This is a genomic window from Enterococcus sp. GPZ-007 (genome assembly GCF_059374735.1).
Window position 1 is genome coordinate 78,818 of sequence record NZ_JCAFYN010000003.1, and the last position, 22,602, is coordinate 101,419.

Consider the following 22,602-nt stretch of genomic DNA (forward strand, 5'->3'; position numbering starts at 1 on the left):
TCAAGGGATGGCGATCATTTAATTGGTTTTTAGAAAACTTTTCGTGATACACTTGCTTGCAAAATAAAACAGATTAGCAACTGAAGGCCAGGTCGAGAGTAAAGTATTTATTTTTTCCAAACCTGTGAAAAATGTTTTGTTTTCATCGCAATTAATGAAACACGCAAAACGGATAGGTAAATTTACCTATCCGTGTACTTGTCGATATTATGATCTGAAACGATCGCATTGACAATCGCCATGACGACTGCCACCATGATTGAGATGGCAAAGCTTGAAAAGCCAAAACGATAATTTCCTATTAGGTTGGAAGTCAATTGCAACATACCAGCGCTGATCACAAAACTGAATAACCCTAAAGTCAAAATATTCAACGGTAATGAAAGCAATACTAAGATTGGTTTCACTAAGGTATTCAAGATTGATAGGATAAAGCTTGCGAATATAGCCATCGTCAGACTTTCCACATATACCTGGTTAGGAAAGAGCACTGATAGTGAAATAAAAATCAGTGCATTAGCTATTAAGCGCTGTAAGTAAGTCATTAAAAGTCGCTCCAGTCATCTTCGTCGATTTTGTCCGCTTTTTTGCGTTTAGGGGACGTTTTTCTCTCATAGTTGTCATAGTCGCTGCTACCGTAGTCATTGTTTCCGTAATATGGATTGTTGTGTCCATAAGAATCCCGGCCTCCTCTTGGGCCCGCTGGAATCACTAATGCTAACAAGACATATAGTACAATCGGTGAGCCGATCAAGACGAAACTCAAGAAAACATAAATCACACGTACGATCGTCGCATCGATCCCGAAGTATTCGGCAATCCCGGCTAAGGTACCTGTCAGCACCACATTTGTTCGTGACTTCTGTAATCTCTTTTGCATATGAATCTTCCTTCCTTATTATTTCCTAATTGTCAAAATCTTTCAAGAAAATACTACCTGTGGTCGTTGAGACCTCAATTTTCGCCATATCCTCGGCTACCCGACGGAATTGCAATAAGCGGTTCGTTTTTTCTTTTTTCTCTCTGATCACTTCATAATTTGATAGACGATCATTGATACTACCCAAGCTGGTTTTCGCCAATCCTTCCAAGCCAATCGTTTTTCCTACAGAAACTTTGACATTTCCGTTAACTGAGCTTGCTTTGATTTTTTGTAAGCTGGCATGTCCAGCCGTTAACTTCACATCACCATTAACTAATGAGATGCCGTAATTTTGAATAGCTGCTTTAGTCGTGATGTTTCCATTAACTGTTTCGATGATTGAGTCTAAGATCGCACCTTCATTGATAGTGATATTGCCATTAACACCTTGAATCTCAAGCATTGTTGCATCGATATGTTTGAAGTTGATATTGCCGTTGGTTGATTTCGCATATACATCCTTGGCATCCATCTCTTCAACAGTCAAATCACCATTCAGTAATTTAACAGCTACATGATCGTAAGTCCGTTTTGGCAAGTAGAAAATTAATTCTGCTTGAACACGTTTATTCGGAATTTGGAATGAGATATGTTCATCATTCACTTCGATCTGGCTGCGTTCCATCAATGATTGTAGTGGTGTTGCTTCATTCATTTTACCATAAAGTTTGATTTTCGCATCTACTTTGATAGCTGCGTCATCCCAAGCCTTTAATGTAACTTTACCATTTGCCAGCTTGATATCAATCAAGGTTGGTTCAACATCTGTATACAAGAATTGATGTTCAAACTTAGAAGTTACTAGACCAGGAACTTTGACATTGAAGTCTTTCCAATCAACATTTTCTTCGACTGTGTCAGAAACAGTTTTCCAAGTTTTCTTCATCAAGCGCCCTAATTGAACGCCGGCTTCTCCCAATTTTTCACCAACTTGCGAGAAAGTTTCGCTCGCTTGGTCCTTCAAATCATCAGGAATATCAAAGCGTGTGCCTTTACGTGCTTTACGAGACTCATCTTGGTTGTCCTGCACGTTCTTTAATTCATCTTCTTGCTCTTCGACCTGTTCATCTAAGTCAGCGATTTGTTCTTTCAACTCATCGATTGCTTCTTCAACTGCTTCACGGATGTCATCATCTTCATCTGATAATGTATCCAATTCTTCCTTCGTGTCTAACTCCATCAAAACTTCTTGTTTTTCATGAAGTGCAGCTTTAAGTTCCTTTTTCTTTTGATTGATTTCATCAATATGAGCAGAAATCTGGTTGGCTTCTGTTGCTAAGTCATCAAAGTATGCTTCAAGATCTTCCAAGTCCTGTTCTTCAGATCCTTTAGCATCTTCTGTGTCTTTTCCTGTTTCCCATTCATCAACTAAATTCGTTGCTTGGTCGCGGTGATAAGAATCCACTTTGTCGGCAGCCTGTTTGATCTGCGCTTCATCCTTCGCCTTGGCCATGCTTTCTAATAAATCTAAACCTTCTTCAGTTGATAAAATACCTTTTTTAACTAATTCCAAAATTCGTTGTCTTTCATTCATAGAAATTGCCTCCTTCAAAAAGCAAATACATTACTTTTGTTTACATTCATATTATGCATGGTTTTTGTGAGTTTGTCATAGGACTAAAGACCCATCTTTTTATCCGACTTCTTGAAGAGCGTGTTTCTTCCTATTATAATGTAGAATCTTTGTGCTCATTCAGGAAAACTTTTTTATGATCTTCCACAAATTTTGCGAATGAAATTGGTTCTCGTGAAAGAAGCTCTTGGACTGTATGAGTAACTTTTTTCGCATTGCCTAACTGAGTAATCAGATAAAGCATGACCATCACATTCACATAGTCCTTTTTCATGCCCCGTCGCAGCATCGTTTTACGAAATTTAAACAGACTAGGTTTACTGTAAGTTATCGGTGTCTGTAATTCCTCAGTCATAATTTGGCTTGCTTCACCGTAAGTCAATGCTTGGGCACCAGTGATCTCTAATTCTTGATTTAAATACTGCCTATTCAGTAAACACTCCGCTCCCACTGCACCAATATCTCGCGTATCAATAAAACTAGTTTTTGAATTTCCGGCAGGAACAAAGAGATCATGATTTTTTTGGATATCCTCTAAATGAGTCGTACTCAAATTCTGCATGAAAAAACTTGGTCGGATAAAGGTATGGGGAATTCCTAGTTCAAGAATTTTTTTCTCGATTTTATGATGAGGCGTCATCGGATTCTTCTCCACACCAATCAAAGATACAAAAACGATTTGCTTTACCTTTTCAGCTTTGGCTGTCTCTAAAAAAGGATACATGTCCTCTTGGGGATTCGCTAACTGCGGAGGACGAACGAAAAAAATCCGATCCACACCAGCAAGTGCTGTTGCGAATGTCGAAGCATCCGTAAAATCAAAAGCTTTGACCTGTACATTTGAAAATGGTCTGAAGTTCTCTTGGACTTTATTAGGATTTCGTACACCAGCGATAATTTCTACTTCTTTCATACTTAAATTTTCTATCAATGGCCAACCGATATTTCCTGTAGCTCCAATAACCAATATTTTTTCCATGTCCTCACTCCTGATTCAGTTTTTGCAGCAAAGTATTTAACGATTCTTGTTCCTCTGCCGACAATGGCAGTATAAAATTTTTAAGCACCTTATCACTTGTGTTCTTTGCGAATTCATAAGCTTCTTTTCCCGTTTTTGTTAAATACAAATCGTATGATCGATTGTCATGATGACTTTTTCTTCTATTAATAAGTTTTTTTTGCTCCAATCGTTTAATGATGGCCGAAATTGTCGGCTTATCCATATCCAACAGTTTCGTTAATTGAATGGCGGTAATCGACTGATTAGTGTCCTCGAATCGTTTCAGTTGTTGAATAATCGCCCATTGAGGCGCAGTTAAATTTTTTTCACGTAAGGCTTTATTTAACTCATAGGTTAGTTTTTTGGAACTGTTCATGATTAGATAACCTGTATTTTCCATAAATAATCCTCCAATGCAATATAGTTAGTTTACTAACTATATTGTTAAAAGTAAAGAAGGAATATCCCAGCAGACAAAAAAACCAGATAGAATCATTTTCTATCTGGCTCATCTAACCTCTTATTAAAATGTTTCATTTCGATTGCTATTAAGTTCCGTGATTTTCCCAGTCGCCAAGTAAACGATCCATTCACAGATGTTTGTTACATAGTCCCCAACACGTTCTAGATAACCCGCAACATGCAGATAATCGGTTCCACTAATGATTGTATCGGATTCTTTTTCCATCGTGTTGGTAGTCATATCATAGATTTTTTGGAAATAATCATTCACACGTTCATCCATCTTCGCGATCATTCGAGCATCTTTTTCATCGGTCTTTACGTAAGCGATCAAGACATTGTCCACCATCTTTTTCACGTAGTTGGACATTTCATTGATTTCTTTTTCGACCTCTAAGATTCGAGGAAGTCCTTTTAAGCGAATCGTTGATTTTGCGACTGAAACAGCGTGGTCGCCCATGCGCTCCAAGTCAGAGCTAGCCTTCATGATCGTAATGATCGTCCGCAAATCCGTTGTGACTGGCTGCTGTAAAGCAATCATTTCAAAGCTTTTTTTCTCTAAACGGACTTCCATGTCATTGATCTCGATGTCGTGATCAATCACCTCTTGTGCTAGTTTTTTATCATGGTCAATATATGAACGGACCGATTTATGCACAGCGCTGGAAACCATCATACCCATTTCATAAAACTGATTGTGAAGATTCAGCAAATCTTCTTCAAATTGTGTACGTAACATCGTTGCCCTCCTTAAATGAATTGATTTCTATCCAAATTTTCCTGAGATATAATCTTCAGTTTCTTGTTTCGCTGGATCTAAGAATATCTTCTTCGTCTTGTCGAACTCAATCAGCTCGCCTTGTAAAAAGAAAGCCGTACGATCTGATATTCGAGAAGCCTGCGACATATTATGCGTCACGATAATAATCGTATAATTTTCTTTTAGCTCCAACAGCATGTTTTCGATCTTCCCTGTTGATACAGGATCTAGGGCACTAGTCGGTTCATCCATTAGGATAACTTCAGGATTCACGGCTAAAACACGTGCGATACATACCCGTTGTTGCTGCCCACCAGATAAAGACAACGCACTCTCATGCAGCTTGTCTTTGACATCGTTCCAAACCGAAGCGGCTTTCAAACTTTCTTCGACCACTTGATCCAGTTTATTTTTATCCTTCTCACCCTTTAATTTTAACCCATAGATGACATTCTCGTAAATCGAAAATGGAAAAGGATTCGGCTGTTGAAAGACCATCCCGATTTCTTTGCGCAGCTTAACTGTATCCGTCTTAGGGCTATAGATATCTTTGTCCTTATACATGACGCTGCCAGTGATTGTTACACCGGGGATCAAATCATTCATCCGATTCAAGGAACGTAAATAAGTCGATTTTCCACAACCAGAAGGTCCGATCATCGCGGTGATTTCACCTTTTTCAATTTCCATATCAATGCCTTTTAAGGCTTCTTTTTTACCATAATACAAATGAAGGTCTTTGGAAGTAATAATCTTCGACATTCAATTTCCCCCGTCTCTTAACCAAAATGTCCAGACACATAATCTTCGGTCGCCTGGATTTTCGGCCGTGTGAAGATTTTAGCTGTTTCATCATACTCAATGACATGGCCTAAGTAGAAGAAGGCCGTGTAATCACTGATCCGCGCAGCTTGCTGCATGTTATGAGTCACGATGATGATCGTGTAGTTTTCCTTTAATTGAACCAACGTCTCCTCCACTTTACCGGTGGAGATTGGGTCCAGCGCACTGGCAGGTTCATCCAATAATAAAATATCCGGTTTCATAGCGATTGCTCGCGCGATGCAAAGGCGTTGTTGCTGTCCGCCAGAAAGAGCCAAGGCACTTTTATCCAGATTATCCTTGACTTGATCCCATAAAGCCGCTTGCTTCAAGCTGGTTTCAACAGTTTCCTCTAGTTGATGCTTATCACGCATTCCGTGCTGCTTCAGTGCAAAGGTAATATTATCGCGAATCGATTTACTGAAGGGATTTGGCCGTTGAAAGACCATCCCGATTCGTTTGCGCATTTCATAAACATCGATGTTTGCTGCGTTAACATCTACCTCTTTATACACGATCTTTCCTGTCACACGAGCACTGGCGATACCGTCATTCATCCGATTCAACGAACGCAGATACGTCGATTTGCCGCAGCCTGAAGGCCCGATTAAAGCAGTGATTTTATTTTTTTCAAATTCCAGGTCAACACCTTTGATCGCTTCGTTGTCACCATAATATACGTGCAGATCTTCCGTATGCAACGCAATTTCGCCTGGCATTTTTATCAGGTTTCGTTCATCCCAATTGTATTCTTTCATTAAAGTTCTCCTATATTCGTTCTCAGTTTCAATGTCTTAACATCAACGGGTTACGTTGAAGTCATTCTTTTATGCAGTCGTTTACCGATTGCCCGAGCTCCGAAGTTAAACAACAGAACCGCTAAAATCAAAACTGCTGAAGCACCTGCTGAGACAGAAGTTCCATCCGGCATCGTGCCTTCTGTGTTGATTTTCCAAATATGCACAGCCAATGTTTCAGCTTGGCGGAAAATACTCAATGGACTTGAAACACTTAGTGGATTTAAATTGGTAAAATCCAAAGCTGGAGCACTTTGCCCTGCAGTATAGATCAACGCTGCCGCCTCACCAAAAATCCGGCCAGAGCTCAAGATGACCCCAGTCAAAATTCCCGGCAATGCATCTGGTACGACAATTTTTGTGACCGTCTCCCACCGTGATAAGCCTAAAGCTAACCCAGCTTCGCGCTGAGTATAATGAATCGCTCTTAACGATTCCTCAATATTTCTTGTTAGTAACGGTAAGTTGAACAAAGTCAGTGCTAAAGCCCCTGAAAGAATCGAGAAGCCGTAACCAAACTGAATAACAAAGATCAAGAAGCCAAACAAACCGACAACCACTGAAGGTAAAGAACTCAAGATTTCAATCGATGTACGAATGACATTCGTCACCCAATTTTTCTTTGCATATTCAGATAAGTAAATTCCAGCACCTAATGAAATAGGCAAACTGATGATCATCGTGATCAACAGCAAGTAAACAGAGTTGAACAATTGAATTCCGATCCCGCCACCTTTTTGGTAGGCTTTTGAAGGCGAAGTCAAGAATTCCCATGATACGTGGGGCAAGCCGCGAATCAAAATATATAATAATAGAAAGGCAAGGATCGCAACGATCAAGCCAGAGACCGTGTATAAAACACCGGTCGCGATTTTATCCGCGCGTTTTGCTTTATCCATTGCTTATTTCCCCTTTCTTTCCGATGTAACGAATCAAAATATTGAATACTAAAGACATGAACAACAGGATCAATGCTAATGACCACAAAACGTTATTTTCAACTGTACCCATGATGGTATTTCCAATTCCCATCGTCAAGATTGAAGTCAACGTTGACGCAGGTGTGGTCAGGCTTGTCGGCATTAATGCCGCATTCCCGATTACCATCTGGATCGCCAAGGCTTCACCAAAGGCACGAGCCATACCGAAAACAACTGCCGTTAAAATTCCCGGAACTGCCGCACGTAAAACGACTTTGTAAATGGTTTGCCAGCGGGTTCCACCCAAAGCTAATGATGCTTCGCGGTAATGCCGCGGTACTGATTTTAAGGTATCTACCGTCATCGTTGTAACTGTTGGTAAGATCATAACGAACAAAACGAAGGTTCCTGACAAGATTCCGAACCCTGTTCCGCCGAAGATCGAACGAATAAAGGGAACGATTACCGTCAAACCGATAAACCCATAAACAACCGAAGGAATCCCAACCAGTAACTCAATGACCGGTTGTAAAAATTTCTGTCCTTTGGTTGGAGAAATTTCCGTCATGAAGACCGCCGCCCCAATCGCAAATGGTGTCGCTACAATCGCAGACAAAAATGTCACCATAAATGAACCTAAAATCATTGGCAGCGCACCAACTAACGGCTTGCCATCCGGTCCAGTCGCACTAGGATTCCAGACTGTTCCAAATAAAAAATCAAACACATTAATCTTATCTACAAAAAAGGTCGACAACCCTTTGCTTGCCACAAAATAGAAAATCGCTCCAACAACAAATACGATCAACGCGATACATACAAAACTTACAAACCGTCCTCGCTGTTCGATCCTCGCACGCTTTGATTTCGTCGTGAGCGCTTTTTTTACATCTTCATTATCCAAGGCCTACTCCTCCTGATTCCTACAAACTAATCCACTTGGTTTTTTACAAACCAACAAAGCCATTTTACCTGTTGAAAATCAATTTCCTTTTAACCTCCTGTAACGCTTCCATGACATTTGTAAAGAAAGTGTAAACCAGATTGGAGACCCACTGCAACTGAACTGCTTGGAAATACAAAAGTCCCCCTTCAATCCTGTGTCAACTAGTGACCAAGGTCGAACGAGGACTTAAACTATTTATCTTGCCATTCCCACCAATTTTGTTTATCTGGCGGAAGTTCGCCATCATGATCCGCATAATGCACAGCCAACCGATAGACATACAACGCACAGCGATCAACTTTTTGCCCTTGCGTTACACAATCCTTCAAATAAATTGCTTCAGGATCCTGCTTCTTCAAAGAATCTATATCAGGATAGCCCGCATTAATCAAATGCTGCGCCATATTTTTTCCGATACCCGGAATCGCCTGCAAATCATTTTTCATCTCTGATCACCCTTCTTTGTATTCGGTAAAGGTTAATACATAATTGTCAGGATCGGTAATTGCGAATTCTTGTGCACCATAAAATGTGGTATGTGGTTCAGTATAAATCGGATAACTACTTTTAACATCTGCATAAAATTTTTCAAAATTCTCCACCGTAATATACAACGTAATTGACGGCTGAATCTTTTCGGCAGCCAAGATCGGATACTCTTCACTTAAATTGCTTTTTTCCTGCAGCATCAATGTCATAGCCTCTTTTGCTAAAATCGCAAATTGCAACGTTTGGTCTTTAGCCGGTACTGACGCCACCACTTCTAAACCAAGCACTTCTTGATAAAACTTCACTGATGCATCCACACTTGTTACCATCAAATTCGTCGTTATATTTTTATACATTTTAACCAGCTCCTTTAATTTATAGTCTTATTCTAGCAAGACCTGACAGCTAGTTATTGTAAAAATGCGTCAATTTTTATAGCGAGCCAGCAATTCCAGCGGCGTGATTCCTAAATGATGTTTAAAGTCTTTATTGAAATGTGGTTGATCGTAATAATTTGTGACTGCCAAAATATCAGCTGGTCGCGCTTGTTCTGAAGTTAAGATCTGCAAGCATTTTTGAAAGCGTAGAATACTCAGTACCATTTTAGGCGTCAAACCAAAATTTTTCGCAAAGATTCGCTGACATTGCCTCGGGCTGAAATAAAGCAGCTCATATAAATCCTTCGTTGTTTGCGGAATTTTCTCAGATAATTTCGGAAAGAGTTGAGTGAAATCATTGGGCTGCTTCTCTTCAAATTTTGCGACTAAATAATTTTGAAAGATCTCTTGTGCTTTTTCAAATGTCTCAGTAAATAATTCTTTTTGATCTAAGTCATCAAAAACTTCTGAAAGTAAGATGAACTGATCCATGGCTGCTCCTGCCGGCAAACCTGTCAATTGATGGAAAGCCCCCGGCATCATGCGCGCACCGAAAAAATGTGCCGGTGTTTGGATTTCATAATCAAAATCAGTCTGCTGGTTTCCGGTAAAAAAGATCATTCTTTGATCGAAATCCACAATCAGATCAATGCAGCCATCCGCAATGATCACATTCTTAACACAAGCCTGTTCTTGCGTTTTCGACTGTATCGACCAAAAACACAAGACGAAATCACTGCATCCACAAATTATTTTTTCGCGATAGCTCATCACTCGCGTAAAATCATCACTCAAAAGAAATGGCAATTGAATCGGATAGTACATCGAATTAATCCTCCTATTGCTATATTAGCTAATTATATAAAAAGGGACATGGAAATTCATCCATGTCCTCACAAAATTATTGTATTACATTTCCCTGCCAATCACGCTCGACCTTCATATCAGAAATAGGAATATACCCAAGTTGAGGAACAACTTTTCCTTGAACTTCTTTTGAAAGCATATAATCGAGAAAATCCTTCACCAATTCAGTTGGCTGCCCCTTCGTATACATATGCTCATAGGCCCAAATTTTCCAGCGATTGGTAGTCACATTCTCATCTGTTGGCTCAATATTATCGATATTTAGTGTTTGCACTTCTTTCGTTACATAAGAGAAGGCCGTATAACTAATTGCTCCGGGTGTATCGGCGACGATCTGACGCACCATTCCACTTGAATCCTGCTCTTGCGCGCGAACCGCTGTCTTACCATCCAAGACCCACTGCTCAAAGGTCGAGCGTGTGCCGCTACCGCTGGCTCGGTTCAAAATGACGATATCTTGATCTTTTCCGCCAAGCTCTTTCCAATTTTTGATCTCACCAAGAAAAATCTTCCGCAGATTCTCCAATGAAATATTCGTTACCCCAACGCCCTTATTAACGATCGGAGTGATGCCGACAACTGCGACCTTGTGATCGACTAACTTCTTCGCGTCGATCCCATTTTTTTCTTCTGCAAACAAATCTGAATTACCGATCTCAACTGCTCCCGATTGTACCTGACTCAAGCCAGTCCCGCTTCCGCCACCCTGGACATTGATAAATCTGCCAGGATTCTTACTTTGATATTCTTCTGCAACAGTTTCAACAAGCGGCTGCAGAGCAGACGATCCGACTGCAGTAATTGACTCGCCGCGGTCGATCCATTTTGAACAACCGGACAAAAGTAAAAGCGTACCTAATAGAGGAATTAACCATTTCTTCATGAAAAAGCTCCTTATTTCAATTAATTGAGCCAACTCTAGTAAAATGAAAAAATTGTGTCAAATTTTCTGACTAGCGTTGGCATATGATCCCACTAACGTCTTAAAAATGAAATTGGGACTCGCAACTGACATCTTATTCATTTCCTAAATGTTTGACTTACTAAACAAGCTAGTTCATTTTATACTATCAAACCATGAAAGCGCAAATGATTTTTACAGGAGAGGAGAAATCAAACGTGCAATTCCTTCTTTGAACTTAATAACAATCCCGCGCTGATCGTATTTTTCTTGAGTCAAAAGTTCTGATTTCATAGAGTCTTTATAAAATTCTTCACGCAACTCCTCGGCAAACGCCGCGTCGTAAACGATCGTATTCACTTCAAAGTCCAATTTGAAGGAACGAACATCGATATTGGCTGATCCCACTGAAGCGATTCCAGCGTCAATCACCATCGTTTTTGCGTGAATAAAACCATTCTCGTAGGTCTCGATGATTGCTCCATATTCCAGCAGCTCAGCTGAAAAAGAATAGGTCGCCCAATAAACCAGCATATGATCGGGTTTATTCGGAATTTGAATACGAACCTTGACCCCTGATAATAATGCCAGCTTCAATGCCTCATGAATCGGTGCATCTGGGATGTAGTAAGGCGTTTGAATCAGAATTTCTTTCTTGGCTAAATTGATCATTTTCAGGTAGGTCAATTTAATTTGCTCGTGCTCACTATCAGGTCCGCTGCTGACCATTTGCAAGGCCAGCTTCCCTTCTGATTCGATCTCAGGGAAATAATCCGGTTGATAAACCAGTTCATGTTTTTGCTGGGAATTCCAATCCATCAAAAAACGGTTCTGCAACGTGTAAACAGCATGACCGTGAATGCGCAAATGATTATCTCGCCAATAGCCGAACTTTTCGACTAATCCTAGGTATTCATCCCCAACATTGAAGCCGCCAGTATAGCCGATCTCCCCATCGATCACCACGATTTTCCGATGATTGCGATAATTCATACGCGGATTCAAATACGGTAAAAATAGTGGGAAGAAAAAATCCACTTCTCCCCCTGCTTCGATCAGTGGGGCAAGAAAACGGCGATTGACCTGGGTAGAACCCCACGCATCTAAAAGCAGTCGAACTTTTACTCCACGAGAGGCTGCGGCTACTAATGCTTCCCTTACTTCAAGCCCCAGATCATCTGCACGATAAATATAGTACTCCATATGGATGTGGTATTTTGCCTGTTTGATATCCTCAAGCAGCGCGTCGAACTTTTCGCGTCCATCAGTGTATAGAATAACCTCATTATTGGTCGTATATAAAGAACTCTCAAACATCGTCAGCATATAGATCAGCTGCTTCGGATCAACTTGATTCGTTGTTGGCTTTGGAAAAAGGCCTCGTGCCAATGCTCGCTGCTGCTGCTGGACCTCCACGTTCATCCCGATTTTGGTCTGCATCTTCAAATCAAAGATCCGTTCCTTCGAAATTCCCTTTCCAAAAAAGACATATAAAATAAAGCCGAGAACTGGAATGAAGGTCAGGACTAACAACCAAGCCCATGTATTGACCGTGTCCTTCCGTTCTCGAAAAACAATAATAAATGATAAAATCGTATTAATAATCAGGAACACTAATCCCAAGTGCTCTGTCACAAAAGACATGTTTCCACACTCCTTCTACTAAAGAATAGCCGAGAAGAAGCTGATTGTAAACCACGTGCTTTAGCGTTTTTTTTCATTTTGCAACAACATGTCAATGTGAGGGATTTCATCCTCTAAATAAACATCGGAAGTTTTTTCAAAGCCAAATGAACCGTAGAAATCAGCTAGGTGCGCTTGCGCTGAAATAATAACTGGACGATTGGGATAGCGGACTTCAATCTCGCCTAATGTCTTCCTTACAATCTCTCGACCTAACTGCTGTCCTCGGTACTCTTTCACCACTAAAACTCGACCAAAATGAACCCCGTCCTCTTCATCCAAAATACGCGCATAAGCTTGCAACGTTCCATTTTCCGCTATGCAAACGTGAACCGCCTGACGATCTGCCTCATCGACTTCTTGATAAGGACATTTTTGCTCCACAACAAAGACTGCTGTACGAGCCTGTAAAATAGTTACTAATTCTTGTGGTGTTAATTCATCCGTTGATTTGATCATAGATTTCCTCCAGGATTTTATATTAAAAATAGTTTAACTTACTTTCTGCTTAATGTCCGCTAGTAACCTTGATTCCGATAATTCCTGCGACCAAAAGTATGACAAAAAAACTGGTCAATAACGATAGATGATCTTTAAAGAAAATGACTCCGATCAAAATTGAGCCTACCGCTCCGATTCCTGTCCAAATCGGATACGCCAAACTCATTGGTAACGAATGAAGTGATTTTGCCAAAAAATAGAAACTTGCGATCATTCCAATCACCGTTAATAGTGAATAATTGATTTTACTGAAGCCTTCACTCAGCTTCATCATCGTCGCCCAAAACATTTCAAACACTCCTGCTACGACTAAAGATACCCATGCCATCATAAAAATTCCTCCTAAACACACCGCTAATTCATTTCAAGGTATTCATTTTTCCAAAAACACGAAAAATGAGTTCGATTTTCATTACGCATATCATTATGCTAAATCGCCTGCCTATTAACTGGTTAAAAATTGATCCCTTCGACACAAACCAAATAGACTGCAAAAAGCATAACTGACAAAATAAGGGAGTCCAATTTCTTCAATGACCTAACGAAATTGGCTCCCTTGCTCGGTAGCGTTATATAATTGATTTCTATCTTAGAACCTTTCATAAAAAAAATCAAGGAATAGCTTTTCTGATTTTATTAAGGAACAAAAAAACTTCTCCGAATTTGTTTCGAAGAAGTTTTGTTTATTAAATTTTTAAGAAGCGACGCATTGAAATGACTGACCCTAATGAACCAATCAAGTAACCTCCGACTGCCATCGTGATATCCAAAATCCAAACGATTTGGTTCGGACGCAGCAGTTCTAGATTGGACTGTAAGAGATACGGTGCAGCTAATCCGTATACTTGTGAGTATCCGTAGGTTAAGACTAAAATCGGCACGATTGAACCAATCAAACCGATCCAACCACCCTCAAGGAAGAATGGCCAACGGATATACCCATTTTTAGCACCAACCAAGCGCATGATTTGAATCTCGGTTTTCCGTGAAATGATCGTGATCCGAATGGTATTCGAAATCAAGAAGATTGCCACGAAGACTAATAGAGCAGCTGCTGCTAAGCCCCAAGTCCGTACGACCTTCGACATTTGAATGATTCGGTCAGCAGAATTTCCGCCATAATTGGCACGGAAAACATTTGGTAATTGACTTGCTTCTCGGGTTACCGGACGAATATATTGTGCGTCTGTTGCTTTTACAACATATACATCATAAAGCGGGTTGCTGTCGCCTTCAAATAGGTCCCAGGCATCTCCCATTTGTTTTTGTAATTTTTTCAACTGCTCTTCTTTACTAGAAAAGGTCACCTTATCTACATGGCTGATATCTTCCAGATCTGTCTTCAACTCTTTTAAATCCTTTTCCTTCGTACCGATATCAACAAAGACGGTTACTTCGACATTGCCTTCAACATCCTGAGCTAATTTCGTCGCATTCATGATCACTGCCATGAAGATTCCTGCCATCGTCAAGGTGATCGTTACCGCACTGACTGAAGCTAAGGTCATCCAGCCGTTACGTTTGACACTCTTGATACTTTCCAACAAGTGCCGGAAGAAATTTCTAATCATCAAACTCGTATTCTCCTTCCGCTTCATCCCGAACGATCAAGCCATTTTCAATCGCGATCAAGCGATGACGCATTGTATCTACGATCGTTTTGTTATGAGTCGCCATGACGATCGTTGTTCCTTGATTATTGATTCGTTCTAATAGATGCATGATTTCCCAAGAAGTATCCGGGTCCAAATTTCCTGTCGGTTCATCGGCGATCAACACTTTCGGGGTATTCACGATCGCGCGAGCGATTGAAACCCGTTGTTGCTCCCCACCAGATAGTTCACTTGGGAACACGCGGACTTTATGCTTCAACCCAACAAGGTCTAGCACTTCCATAACACGTTTTTTGATGTCCCGCGGTTTACGTCCAATAACCTGCATTGCATACGCAACATTTTCATAAACGGTCTTGCGGGGCAGTAGTTTGAAGTCCTGGAAAACGACGCCGACATCACGACGTAAATAAGGAACTTCTTTATTTTTGATTTTTAATAAATCGTGACGGGCAACATCTAATACTTTTCCAGAGGTTGCTTTTTCTTCACGATACATCAACTTGATAAAGGTAGACTTTCCACTACCAGAGGGGCCAACGACATAGACGAACTCACCTTGATCGATACGGACCGAAATCCCACGTACAGCAGTTGTCTTGTTAGGATATTTTTTTGTTACATCCTGCATTTCAATCATGCTTTATCTCTCCAAATCCTCTTAAATTCTTTGTTATTATAGCATGCCAACATTGCAACTGGCTTTCATTACTTTACAGTTTGATTTCATTTTGGCCTTAACCCTCTTGAGCTAAGCGCCATTTCAAGTAAGCGTCAATGAAAGGATCCAATTCGCCGTCCATTACTGCCTGTACATTTCCTGTCTCATGTTCGGTGCGGTGATCCTTCACCATCGAGTAAGGATGAAATACATAAGAACGAATTTGCGAGCCCCAGCCGATTTCCTTTTGTTCACCACGTAATGCAGCAGCTTCCTGCTCCTTCTTCTCGATCTCTAATTGATAAAGCTTCGCCTTCAGCATCTGCATCGCCGTTTCGCGGTTATGGAATTGCGAACGCTGTGCTTGACTGGCGACAACGGTGCCGGTCGGTAGGTGCGTGATTCGAACGGCTGATGAAGTCTTGTTGATATGCTGACCGCCAGCACCGCTGGCGCGATAAACATCGACCTTCAGATCATCTGGATTGATCTCGACTTCGATATTTTCATCTAATTCCGGCATCACTTCAACCGAACAAAAAGAAGTATGGCGTCGGCTAGCTGAATCAAAAGGTGAGATTCGTACTAAACGATGAACACCCTTTTCTGACTTCAAGTAGCCATAAGCATTCGTTCCCTTGATCATCAGCGTCACACTTTTGATACCCGCCTCGTCACCTGATTGGTAATCGATCGTCTCAACCGAAAATCCATGCTGCTCAGACCAGCGTGTATACATCCGCAAAAGCATCGAGCCCCAGTCCTGAGATTCTGTTCCACCAGCACCTGGATGCAATTCCACGATCGCATTATTTTTATCGTAAGGTTCATCCAGTAAAAGAGACAGCTCAAAGCCAGAAACTTTTTCCTGCAATTGGCCTAACCGTTCTTCAAGTTCACTCTGCAGTTCAGCGTCATATTCTTCCTGCTGCATTTCCCACATGACATTCAATTCATCGGTTTCATTTGCGATCGCTTGAAACTGGTCATATGTATCCTTTGCTGCATTGTTACTATTGATCAATGCCTGCGCCTTTTCCGAATCATCCCAAAAATCTGGAGCGGTCATTTGATTTTCCGCCTCCGCGATGTCTTCTTCTAATTGCTCTAGGTCAAAGAGACCCCCTGAAGCTTACGACCTGCTCTTGCATCGTGTCTAACAAATTTCGTATTTCTGCATTTTCCACATCTATTCCCTCTTTCTTCCGGATAAAAAATTACCCGTAAAACCATGAATCAAAAATATTCGTACTTCAATCTCAATACACATACCATTCTGCTCAAGGTTTTGTCAACCATAAAAAAGTATTTATTACAAAATGAACCTTTAAAAAAGATTTGATAAAACATGATTCTCAGTATGTTCTATATACGATTACACTATGTTTTTAAGTCAAGACTCTTTAAAAATCAAGCTGTAATAAGCAAAACTGGCAGCTAATTCGTTTTAAAGGATTAACTTTTTCAAAGAGCGAAAAAGTTAGGTTTATTCTCATCGCGCATACCATCCAACTAAACATCACGTATCAATACCGTATTTCAAGCCTTTTAATTGCTAGTCCAACTTTGAGCACTTCGAGAAGTTGGACTGGCAGCTAGCTCATATTAAAGTAATCATTTTTCGAAACCCACGAAAAATGAATCTGATTCTCGCCACGCGTACGATTACGCTAAACCATTCGTGCCTTATTTCATCAGAACATATCAACTTAGATTTCGTTCTATATCAAACTGCTAAGAGCGTAACTCGCAAAACAAACGAGACATAGTAGCTATGTCTCGTCCTAAGTCCACTCTTTATCGTAAAAAACTATTGTCCTTTGCCGTGGCAATTTTTATATTTTTTACCACTGCCGCATGGACAAGGATCGTTCCGTCCAACTTTTTCTACATGAACTGGTTTTTGTTTCGTATGAGTCAAGTTTTTCGGATCGCCATCGGCTTCTACCGGATGTTCTTGCTGGTTTTGCGCCACTTGTTCACGTTGAACGTTTTGGCGTATTTCTGCCTTCATGAAGAGACGCGTCACTTCAAATTCGATCGCCCCAACCATGTCTTCGAACATCTTGTAGCCTTCTGTTTGATACTCAACCAATGGATTATTTTGTCCATAGGCACGCAGACCAACGGATTGACGTAATTGATCCATTGCATCAATGTGATCAGTCCACTTCGTATCCACGACACGCAAGATAACGACTTTTTCAAATTCCAATAATTGTTCTGGACTTTGCAGCTGAGCTACCTTCGTATCAAAGACTGCTTTCGCACGACCATACAGATAGTCTTTCATCTCTTCTGGTGTCTTGCCTTCGAAATCCGCTTTTGAGATAGAGTCTTCATGAACTAGCGTCGTTCCAGCAAAATCAGCCAAGGCTTCAAGATTCCAGTTTTCCTTTTCTAATTGCGTATGGCTATCCACAACCCGTGCGATCGTCCGACGTACCATGTTCAATAAGTTCGGCGTCAAATCTTTTTCGCCCATAATAACATCTTGACGTTGTTTGTAGATAACTTCCCGTTGTTCACGCATCACATCATCATATTGCAGAACGTTTTTACGCGTATCGTAGTTATTTCCTTCTACTCGTTTCTGAGCAGATTCTACTTGACGGGTCAGCATTTTACTTTGGATCACCGCATCTTCGTCTTCGACCTTCATCCGATCTAAGAATGCTTTGATTCGTTCAGAACCAAAACGTTTCATCAAGTCATCTTCTAATGAAAGGTAGAACTGAGTAACACCAGGGTCCCCTTGACGACCTGAACGTCCACGCAGCTGATTATCAATACGACGTGATTCATGACGTTCCGTACCAATTACGGCTAGTCCGCCTAATTCAATGACACCTAGACCTAACTTGATATCGGTTCCTCGACCGGCCATGTTGGTAGCGATCGTAACGGAGCCTTTTTGTCCGGCGTTCATAATGATTTCCGCTTCTTTAAAGTGGTTCTTCGCATTTAAGACTTCATGCGGAACTTTTTCGCGATCTAACATGTTTGAAAGTAACTCAGACGTTTCAACGGCTACGGTACCGACCAAGATCGGTTGTCCTTTACGATGACGTTCTTTGATGTCTTGAACGACCGCATGGAATTTACTTTCTAGTGTTGGGTATAACAAATCCGCGTTATCTTCCCGAATAATCGGGCGGTTCGTTGGAATTTGGATAACTTCGATATTGTAGATTTCACGAAATTCTTCTTCTTCCGTTTTGGCAGTACCTGTCATCCCGGCTAACTTCTTGTACATCCGGAAATAGTTTTGGAAGGTGATGGTTGCCATCGTCTTCGTTTCGTCTTCGATCTCAACGCTTTCCTTAGCTTCGATCGCTTGGTGCAAGCCATCGGAATATCGACGACCATCCATGATCCGTCCAGTAAATTGGTCAACGATCAACACTTTTCCTTCTTGGACCACATAGTCGATGTCACGAATCATAATGTAATTTGCCCGTAACGCTTGGTCTAAATGGTGAGTCAACGCAGTATTTTCCAAGTCATATAAGTTTTCCAAGCCGAAGTTTTCTTCCGCTTTTTCGATTCCTTGCTCAGTCAAACCGATCGTTTTTGATTGGATATCGATTTTGTAGTCTTCATCTTCTTTTAACCGTTTGACGAAATTATCTGTCCGTGTGTATAACGCTGTAGATTTTTCAGCGGCACCAGAAATAATCAATGGTGTCCGCGCTTCATCGATCAAGATCGAATCGACTTCATCGACGATCGCATAACTCAACGGACGTTGAACCATCTGATTCTGATAAACGACCATGTTATCACGCAGATAGTCAAATCCTAACTCGTTATTCGTACTGTAAGTGATGTCGCAATTGTAAGCTTCCCGTTTTTCGTCAGATGTTTTTGAATTGATATTCAATCCAACACTCAAGCCTAAGAAGTTATACAATTCACCCATTTCAGTGGAGTCACGTGTTGCTAAATATTCATTTACTGTTACAACATGGACACCTTCACCTGTCAAGGCATTCAAATAAACCGGCATCGTTGCTGTCAACGTTTTCCCTTCACCGGTTTTCATTTCAGGGATATTTCCATCGTGCAATACAATACCACCCATTAATTGGACGTGGTATGGATAGAGACCCAAGACACGCTTCGCTGCTTCACGCACTACCGCGAAAGCTTCCGGTAGTAGATCATCTAATGTCTCTCCCGCTTGATAGCGCCCTCTGAATTCTTCTGTTTTGCCACGTAATTGACCATCTGACAATTTTTCCATCTCTCCGGAAAATCCTTCGATCTTGTCAGCAATCCCGCTTAATCGTTTCAATTCTTTTTTATCATTTTCAATCATTCGTCTCAGAAAGTTTGCCATTCGTTTATCTTACTCCTTTAATTCTTTTCATTTTCTATTTTATGATAGAAACCCGCTAGTATATTTTATCATTACTCCTTGAGAAAAGAAACTTATCATAGCGAATAAAGAACGACTTATATAATGATTAATCTTTTTTGTGAATTTCTAAATAGCTCATGATACCAAGAAAAACCCCTTAGTGGAAAACTATTGTATTCCAAATACTTTATTTTCAATGAAAATATAAAAACCTTCCAGCATCAGCTGGAAGGCCGTAAATTTAAATTAATCTGTTTCGATTAAACCATATTTGCCATCTTTACGACGATAAACGATACTAGTGCCATTAGTTTCAGCATCTTCAAAAATAAAGAAGTTATGACCAAGCATGTTCATCTGTAAAACTGCTTCTTCGCTGCCCATTGGTTTCAATGATAAACGTTTTGTTCGAACGATTTCTAATTCAGATTCTTCTGAACCTTCTGCGTTCACTAACACTTCAACTTCACGTTCAGGCACGCCCGTTTCACGAGCTTTGCGATTAATTTTTGTTTTAAATTTTCGGATCTGACGTTCTAATTTATCCACAACCAAATCAATACTTGCATATAAATCTGGTGAAGTTTCTTCCGCCCGAAGAACCAAGTAAGGTAATGGAATCGTTACTTCAACTTTTGCCGTTTTTTCTGTGTAAACTTTCAAATTGACATAAGCAGTTGCGTCCGGAACATCAGTGAAGTAGCGTTCTAACTTTCCTACTTTCTTTTCAACGTAATTACGGATAGCTTCAGTAACTTCGATGTTTTCTCCACGAACATTATATTTGAACATACGTATTGCCCCTTTCGTCTTGCCAACTGAAGAGAAGGAAGGACCACTCTTACCTCTTCTTCTTAATCCTATTATATCGAAATCTAATCCTTTTGCAAAGTAAATCGCTATCAATTTTCGAAGTAAAAACGATGCATTTTAACGTGAAAAAGTCAAGCTCTTCACTGTTTCGGCGCCATTTTCATATAATAATTCAGCCGCATGGAAGAGCGTTCGCCCCGTCGTATAAACATCATCAACTAATAAAACTCTTTGTTTTCTAATTTTTCTATTTGATACCAACAATTCGAAAGGCTGTTCCATTTTCAACCGCTCTTCCCGTGATTTTTCTGACTGAGGAGACAGCTCTTTCCGCTTCAACAAAAGCTCAAAAGAAACCCTCGTAAAAGCCAAACAGCTGCTAACCTGATTAAAACCTCTTTGCTCAAATCGCTCTTTTGAAAGAGGCAGCGGACAAATCAAATAATCTTGATAGTTCCGCATTATCTGCTCCAGTTCAGTCGCAAAAGCTCCCCGCAGACGATAGTCTCCTGTAAATTTATAGGCTTCAATCCATTCTCGAAAGCCTTCATCGTATTGAAATAAGCTTTTATTCTCCAGCACAAAACCAAGGTTCTGCCGCCACAGCCGACAATCTGAACAAAGCTCTGACGAATTTGCCCGACCGCATCCTGGACAAGCAGTCGACTGATTGATTTTAGTAAACAACTTTTCGCAGTGATAGCATCGTTGACTGGTCGAAAAAAAGAGTTCTCGCAGAGTTAGATTCCGTGTCAGTTGCTTTTGGCAACAGCTACATCGCATCGATCAAGCCCTCCTGCATAGCACGCTGATTATTATCTTTGATCTCCTTGATCGCAGACTTGATCGAACGAGTCACTTCGCTGGTCACAAAGATCACCTCAGCTTTAGAAAAGTCCCCTTTACGGTCTGCTCTGCCAGCAATCTGGACCAGTGCAGCTTTTTTGAAAACACGGTGGGAAGCCTGCAATACAATGACAGATACCTTTTCAAAGGTGACTCCCCGCTCAAGAATTGTGGTTGTCAGCAGCAGTTGATACCTTCCAGCACGCATATTTTCCACCTTGACTAGACGTTCTTGGTCCTGTGAAAAAACAGTCGTCAATCTAACCTCGGGAAACATTGCCTGAATACAGTCAGCCATTTTAGCCAATAGGAGAATATTCGGACAAAAAAGCAAGACATTGTTTTCCTCTAATAGTGCAGCTATCTTCATCAAAATTTTCTTTGACAAACGTCCCGCCAGCAGATCTTTTTCTAAACGCCATGAGAATAATAGTTCAGGAACAGGCAGTGGGCGGCGATGGTATCGTGCTGGCAGATAATAAACACGATCTACTTGCTTCTTCAAGTTATCAGCAGGAGTAGCACTTAAATAGACACGTTTTCCCGACTCTCGCTGAGCCTTATCCACTGCACGATGCAGTAAGGGATCTTCTGCATAGGGAAAGGCGTCCACCTCATCGACAATCAACAGGTCAAAATAATTATGGTAGCGCAGAAGCTGATGAACCGTACATATCACAAACTGATCCCCAGTATCCTTTCGCTCCTGTCCGTGGAAAAGACTGATTTTTTCGTTAGGAAACGCTTGGCGAAAACGCAGAAATAGTTCGTTGCACACGTCAACTCGCGGAGACGTTATGGCGATCCGCTTTCCTGCCTGCAAAAAAGCCGTTAACAAAGGAAATAAAATTTCGGTTTTTCCAGCCCCTGTTACCGCCCAAAGTAAGAAGAACTGCCTATTCAATTGATCCTCCAATAAATCTTCGGCAATTTTCCGTTGTGCAGCGGAGAGTTTTCCCGACCAGCTAAGCTCAACCTTTCTTGGAAGCAACTTTTTAGCAGGAAAGAAATAAAGAAAGCTGCGGTTATCTATGCGTCCCAACGCTAGACAAGCCGTACAATAATAAAAGCCGGCAGGAACTTTTTCTCGAGAAACTTCTCCACAGCGCTGACAGAACCAGCCTGTTTCCCTTTCGCTCATCGCAGGGACTTTTTCGGCATGCGCCAAGTTTACTTGAGGATAAAAAGTCTGCCATTCATTCAATAGTAATCGTTGACCCGTAATTTCCATTCATGCTCCCCTCACTAAAGCTTTTCAAAAAAATACGCAATTTCTCAATTTTGGC

At 40.9% G+C, this 22,602-nt stretch carries 24 protein-coding genes; all 24 read right to left on the minus strand.

Going from position 1 to position 22,602, the window contains the following annotated elements; all coding sequences use genetic code 11:
- Positions 1-182 precede the first annotated feature (182 nt).
- Positions 183-545: a phage holin family protein gene (locus AC4J95_RS03135; RefSeq protein WP_316404241.1), complete on the minus strand. Its 363-nt coding sequence runs from the start codon at positions 543-545 to the stop codon at positions 183-185.
- A complete protein-coding gene (locus AC4J95_RS03140) occupies positions 545-880 on the minus strand; it encodes a PspC domain-containing protein (RefSeq protein ID WP_316404239.1) in 336 nt (111 codons plus the stop codon). The genes AC4J95_RS03135 and AC4J95_RS03140 overlap by 1 nt, the downstream gene beginning before the upstream one ends.
- Positions 881-905: 25 nt before the next feature.
- Positions 906-2,456, minus strand: a complete 1,551-nt coding sequence (liaX, locus tag AC4J95_RS03145; protein ID WP_494548570.1) for a daptomycin-sensing surface protein LiaX — start codon at positions 2,454-2,456, stop codon at positions 906-908.
- Positions 2,457-2,589: 133 nt separating this feature from the next.
- On the minus strand, positions 2,590-3,474 hold the full coding sequence (locus AC4J95_RS03150; protein ID WP_494548571.1) for an SDR family oxidoreductase: 885 nt from the start codon (positions 3,472-3,474) through the stop codon (positions 2,590-2,592).
- 4 nt (positions 3,475-3,478) lie between these two features.
- Positions 3,479-3,895, minus strand: coding sequence for a MarR family winged helix-turn-helix transcriptional regulator (locus AC4J95_RS03155; RefSeq protein WP_494548572.1), 417 nt, complete (start codon positions 3,893-3,895; stop codon positions 3,479-3,481).
- Positions 3,896-4,018: 123 nt separating this feature from the next.
- Positions 4,019-4,696: a phosphate signaling complex protein PhoU gene (phoU, locus tag AC4J95_RS03160; RefSeq protein WP_316404232.1), complete on the minus strand. Its 678-nt coding sequence runs from the start codon at positions 4,694-4,696 to the stop codon at positions 4,019-4,021.
- Between the two features lie 27 nt (positions 4,697-4,723).
- Positions 4,724-5,479, minus strand: a complete 756-nt coding sequence (gene pstB, locus AC4J95_RS03165; protein WP_494548573.1) for a phosphate ABC transporter ATP-binding protein PstB — start codon at positions 5,477-5,479, stop codon at positions 4,724-4,726.
- A 17-nt stretch (positions 5,480-5,496) separates the two neighbouring features.
- Complete coding sequence (pstB, locus tag AC4J95_RS03170; protein WP_494548574.1) at positions 5,497-6,297, minus strand: phosphate ABC transporter ATP-binding protein PstB; 801 nt, start codon at positions 6,295-6,297, stop codon at positions 5,497-5,499.
- A gap of 50 nt (positions 6,298-6,347) precedes the next feature.
- Positions 6,348-7,235 (minus strand): phosphate ABC transporter permease PstA, encoded by an 888-nt coding sequence (gene pstA / locus AC4J95_RS03175; protein ID WP_494548575.1) that lies wholly within the window; start codon positions 7,233-7,235, stop codon positions 6,348-6,350.
- A complete protein-coding gene (gene pstC / locus AC4J95_RS03180) occupies positions 7,228-8,160 on the minus strand; it encodes a phosphate ABC transporter permease subunit PstC (protein WP_494548576.1) in 933 nt (310 codons plus the stop codon). The genes pstA and pstC overlap by 8 nt, the downstream gene beginning before the upstream one ends.
- Positions 8,161-8,393: 233 nt before the next feature.
- Positions 8,394-8,648 carry a helix-hairpin-helix domain-containing protein gene (locus AC4J95_RS03185; RefSeq protein WP_494548577.1) on the minus strand — a complete coding sequence of 85 codons (255 nt, stop codon included), beginning with the start codon at positions 8,646-8,648 and terminating at the stop codon, positions 8,394-8,396.
- Between the two features lie 6 nt (positions 8,649-8,654).
- Complete coding sequence (locus tag AC4J95_RS03190; RefSeq protein ID WP_494548578.1) at positions 8,655-9,047, minus strand: VOC family protein; 393 nt, start codon at positions 9,045-9,047, stop codon at positions 8,655-8,657.
- A 69-nt stretch (positions 9,048-9,116) separates the two neighbouring features.
- On the minus strand, positions 9,117-9,893 hold the full coding sequence (locus tag AC4J95_RS03195; protein WP_494548579.1) for a helix-turn-helix domain-containing protein: 777 nt from the start codon (positions 9,891-9,893) through the stop codon (positions 9,117-9,119).
- A gap of 76 nt (positions 9,894-9,969) precedes the next feature.
- Complete coding sequence (locus AC4J95_RS03200) at positions 9,970-10,818, minus strand: phosphate ABC transporter substrate-binding protein PstS (protein ID WP_494548580.1); 849 nt, start codon at positions 10,816-10,818, stop codon at positions 9,970-9,972.
- A 213-nt stretch (positions 10,819-11,031) separates the two neighbouring features.
- Positions 11,032-12,480 (minus strand): cardiolipin synthase, encoded by a 1,449-nt coding sequence (cls, locus tag AC4J95_RS03205; protein ID WP_494548581.1) that lies wholly within the window; start codon positions 12,478-12,480, stop codon positions 11,032-11,034.
- 60 nt (positions 12,481-12,540) lie between these two features.
- Positions 12,541-12,978, minus strand: a complete 438-nt coding sequence (locus tag AC4J95_RS03210) for a GNAT family N-acetyltransferase (RefSeq protein ID WP_316404219.1) — start codon at positions 12,976-12,978, stop codon at positions 12,541-12,543.
- Between the two features lie 49 nt (positions 12,979-13,027).
- Positions 13,028-13,348 carry a DMT family transporter gene (locus AC4J95_RS03215; RefSeq protein WP_316404381.1) on the minus strand — a complete coding sequence of 107 codons (321 nt, stop codon included), beginning with the start codon at positions 13,346-13,348 and terminating at the stop codon, positions 13,028-13,030.
- 358 nt (positions 13,349-13,706) lie between these two features.
- Positions 13,707-14,591 (minus strand): permease-like cell division protein FtsX, encoded by an 885-nt coding sequence (gene ftsX / locus AC4J95_RS03220; RefSeq protein WP_494548638.1) that lies wholly within the window; start codon positions 14,589-14,591, stop codon positions 13,707-13,709.
- Entirely contained in the window at positions 14,584-15,273 is a 690-nt protein-coding gene (gene ftsE, locus AC4J95_RS03225; protein ID WP_016181267.1) for a cell division ATP-binding protein FtsE, read from the minus strand. Before ftsE ends, ftsX begins: the two co-directional genes overlap by 8 nt.
- A gap of 97 nt (positions 15,274-15,370) precedes the next feature.
- Positions 15,371-16,481 (minus strand): peptide chain release factor 2 gene (prfB, locus tag AC4J95_RS03230; RefSeq protein WP_494548582.1). Its coding sequence is split into 2 segments (ribosomal slippage): positions 15,371-16,408 and positions 16,410-16,481, totalling 1,110 coding nucleotides; the frame shifts between segments, so codons are not numbered across the junction.
- Between the two features lie 623 nt (positions 16,482-17,104).
- Positions 17,105-19,636: a preprotein translocase subunit SecA gene (secA, locus tag AC4J95_RS03235; RefSeq protein WP_494548583.1), complete on the minus strand. Its 2,532-nt coding sequence runs from the start codon at positions 19,634-19,636 to the stop codon at positions 17,105-17,107.
- Positions 19,637-19,903: 267 nt separating this feature from the next.
- On the minus strand, positions 19,904-20,449 hold the full coding sequence (gene hpf / locus AC4J95_RS03240) for a ribosome hibernation-promoting factor, HPF/YfiA family (RefSeq protein ID WP_316404215.1): 546 nt from the start codon (positions 20,447-20,449) through the stop codon (positions 19,904-19,906).
- 138 nt (positions 20,450-20,587) lie between these two features.
- On the minus strand, positions 20,588-21,253 hold the full coding sequence (locus tag AC4J95_RS03245) for a ComF family protein (RefSeq protein WP_494548584.1): 666 nt from the start codon (positions 21,251-21,253) through the stop codon (positions 20,588-20,590).
- Positions 21,243-22,547 (minus strand): DEAD/DEAH box helicase family protein, encoded by a 1,305-nt coding sequence (locus tag AC4J95_RS03250; RefSeq protein ID WP_494548585.1) that lies wholly within the window; start codon positions 22,545-22,547, stop codon positions 21,243-21,245. Before AC4J95_RS03250 ends, AC4J95_RS03245 begins: the two co-directional genes overlap by 11 nt.
- Positions 22,548-22,602 lie beyond the last annotated feature (55 nt).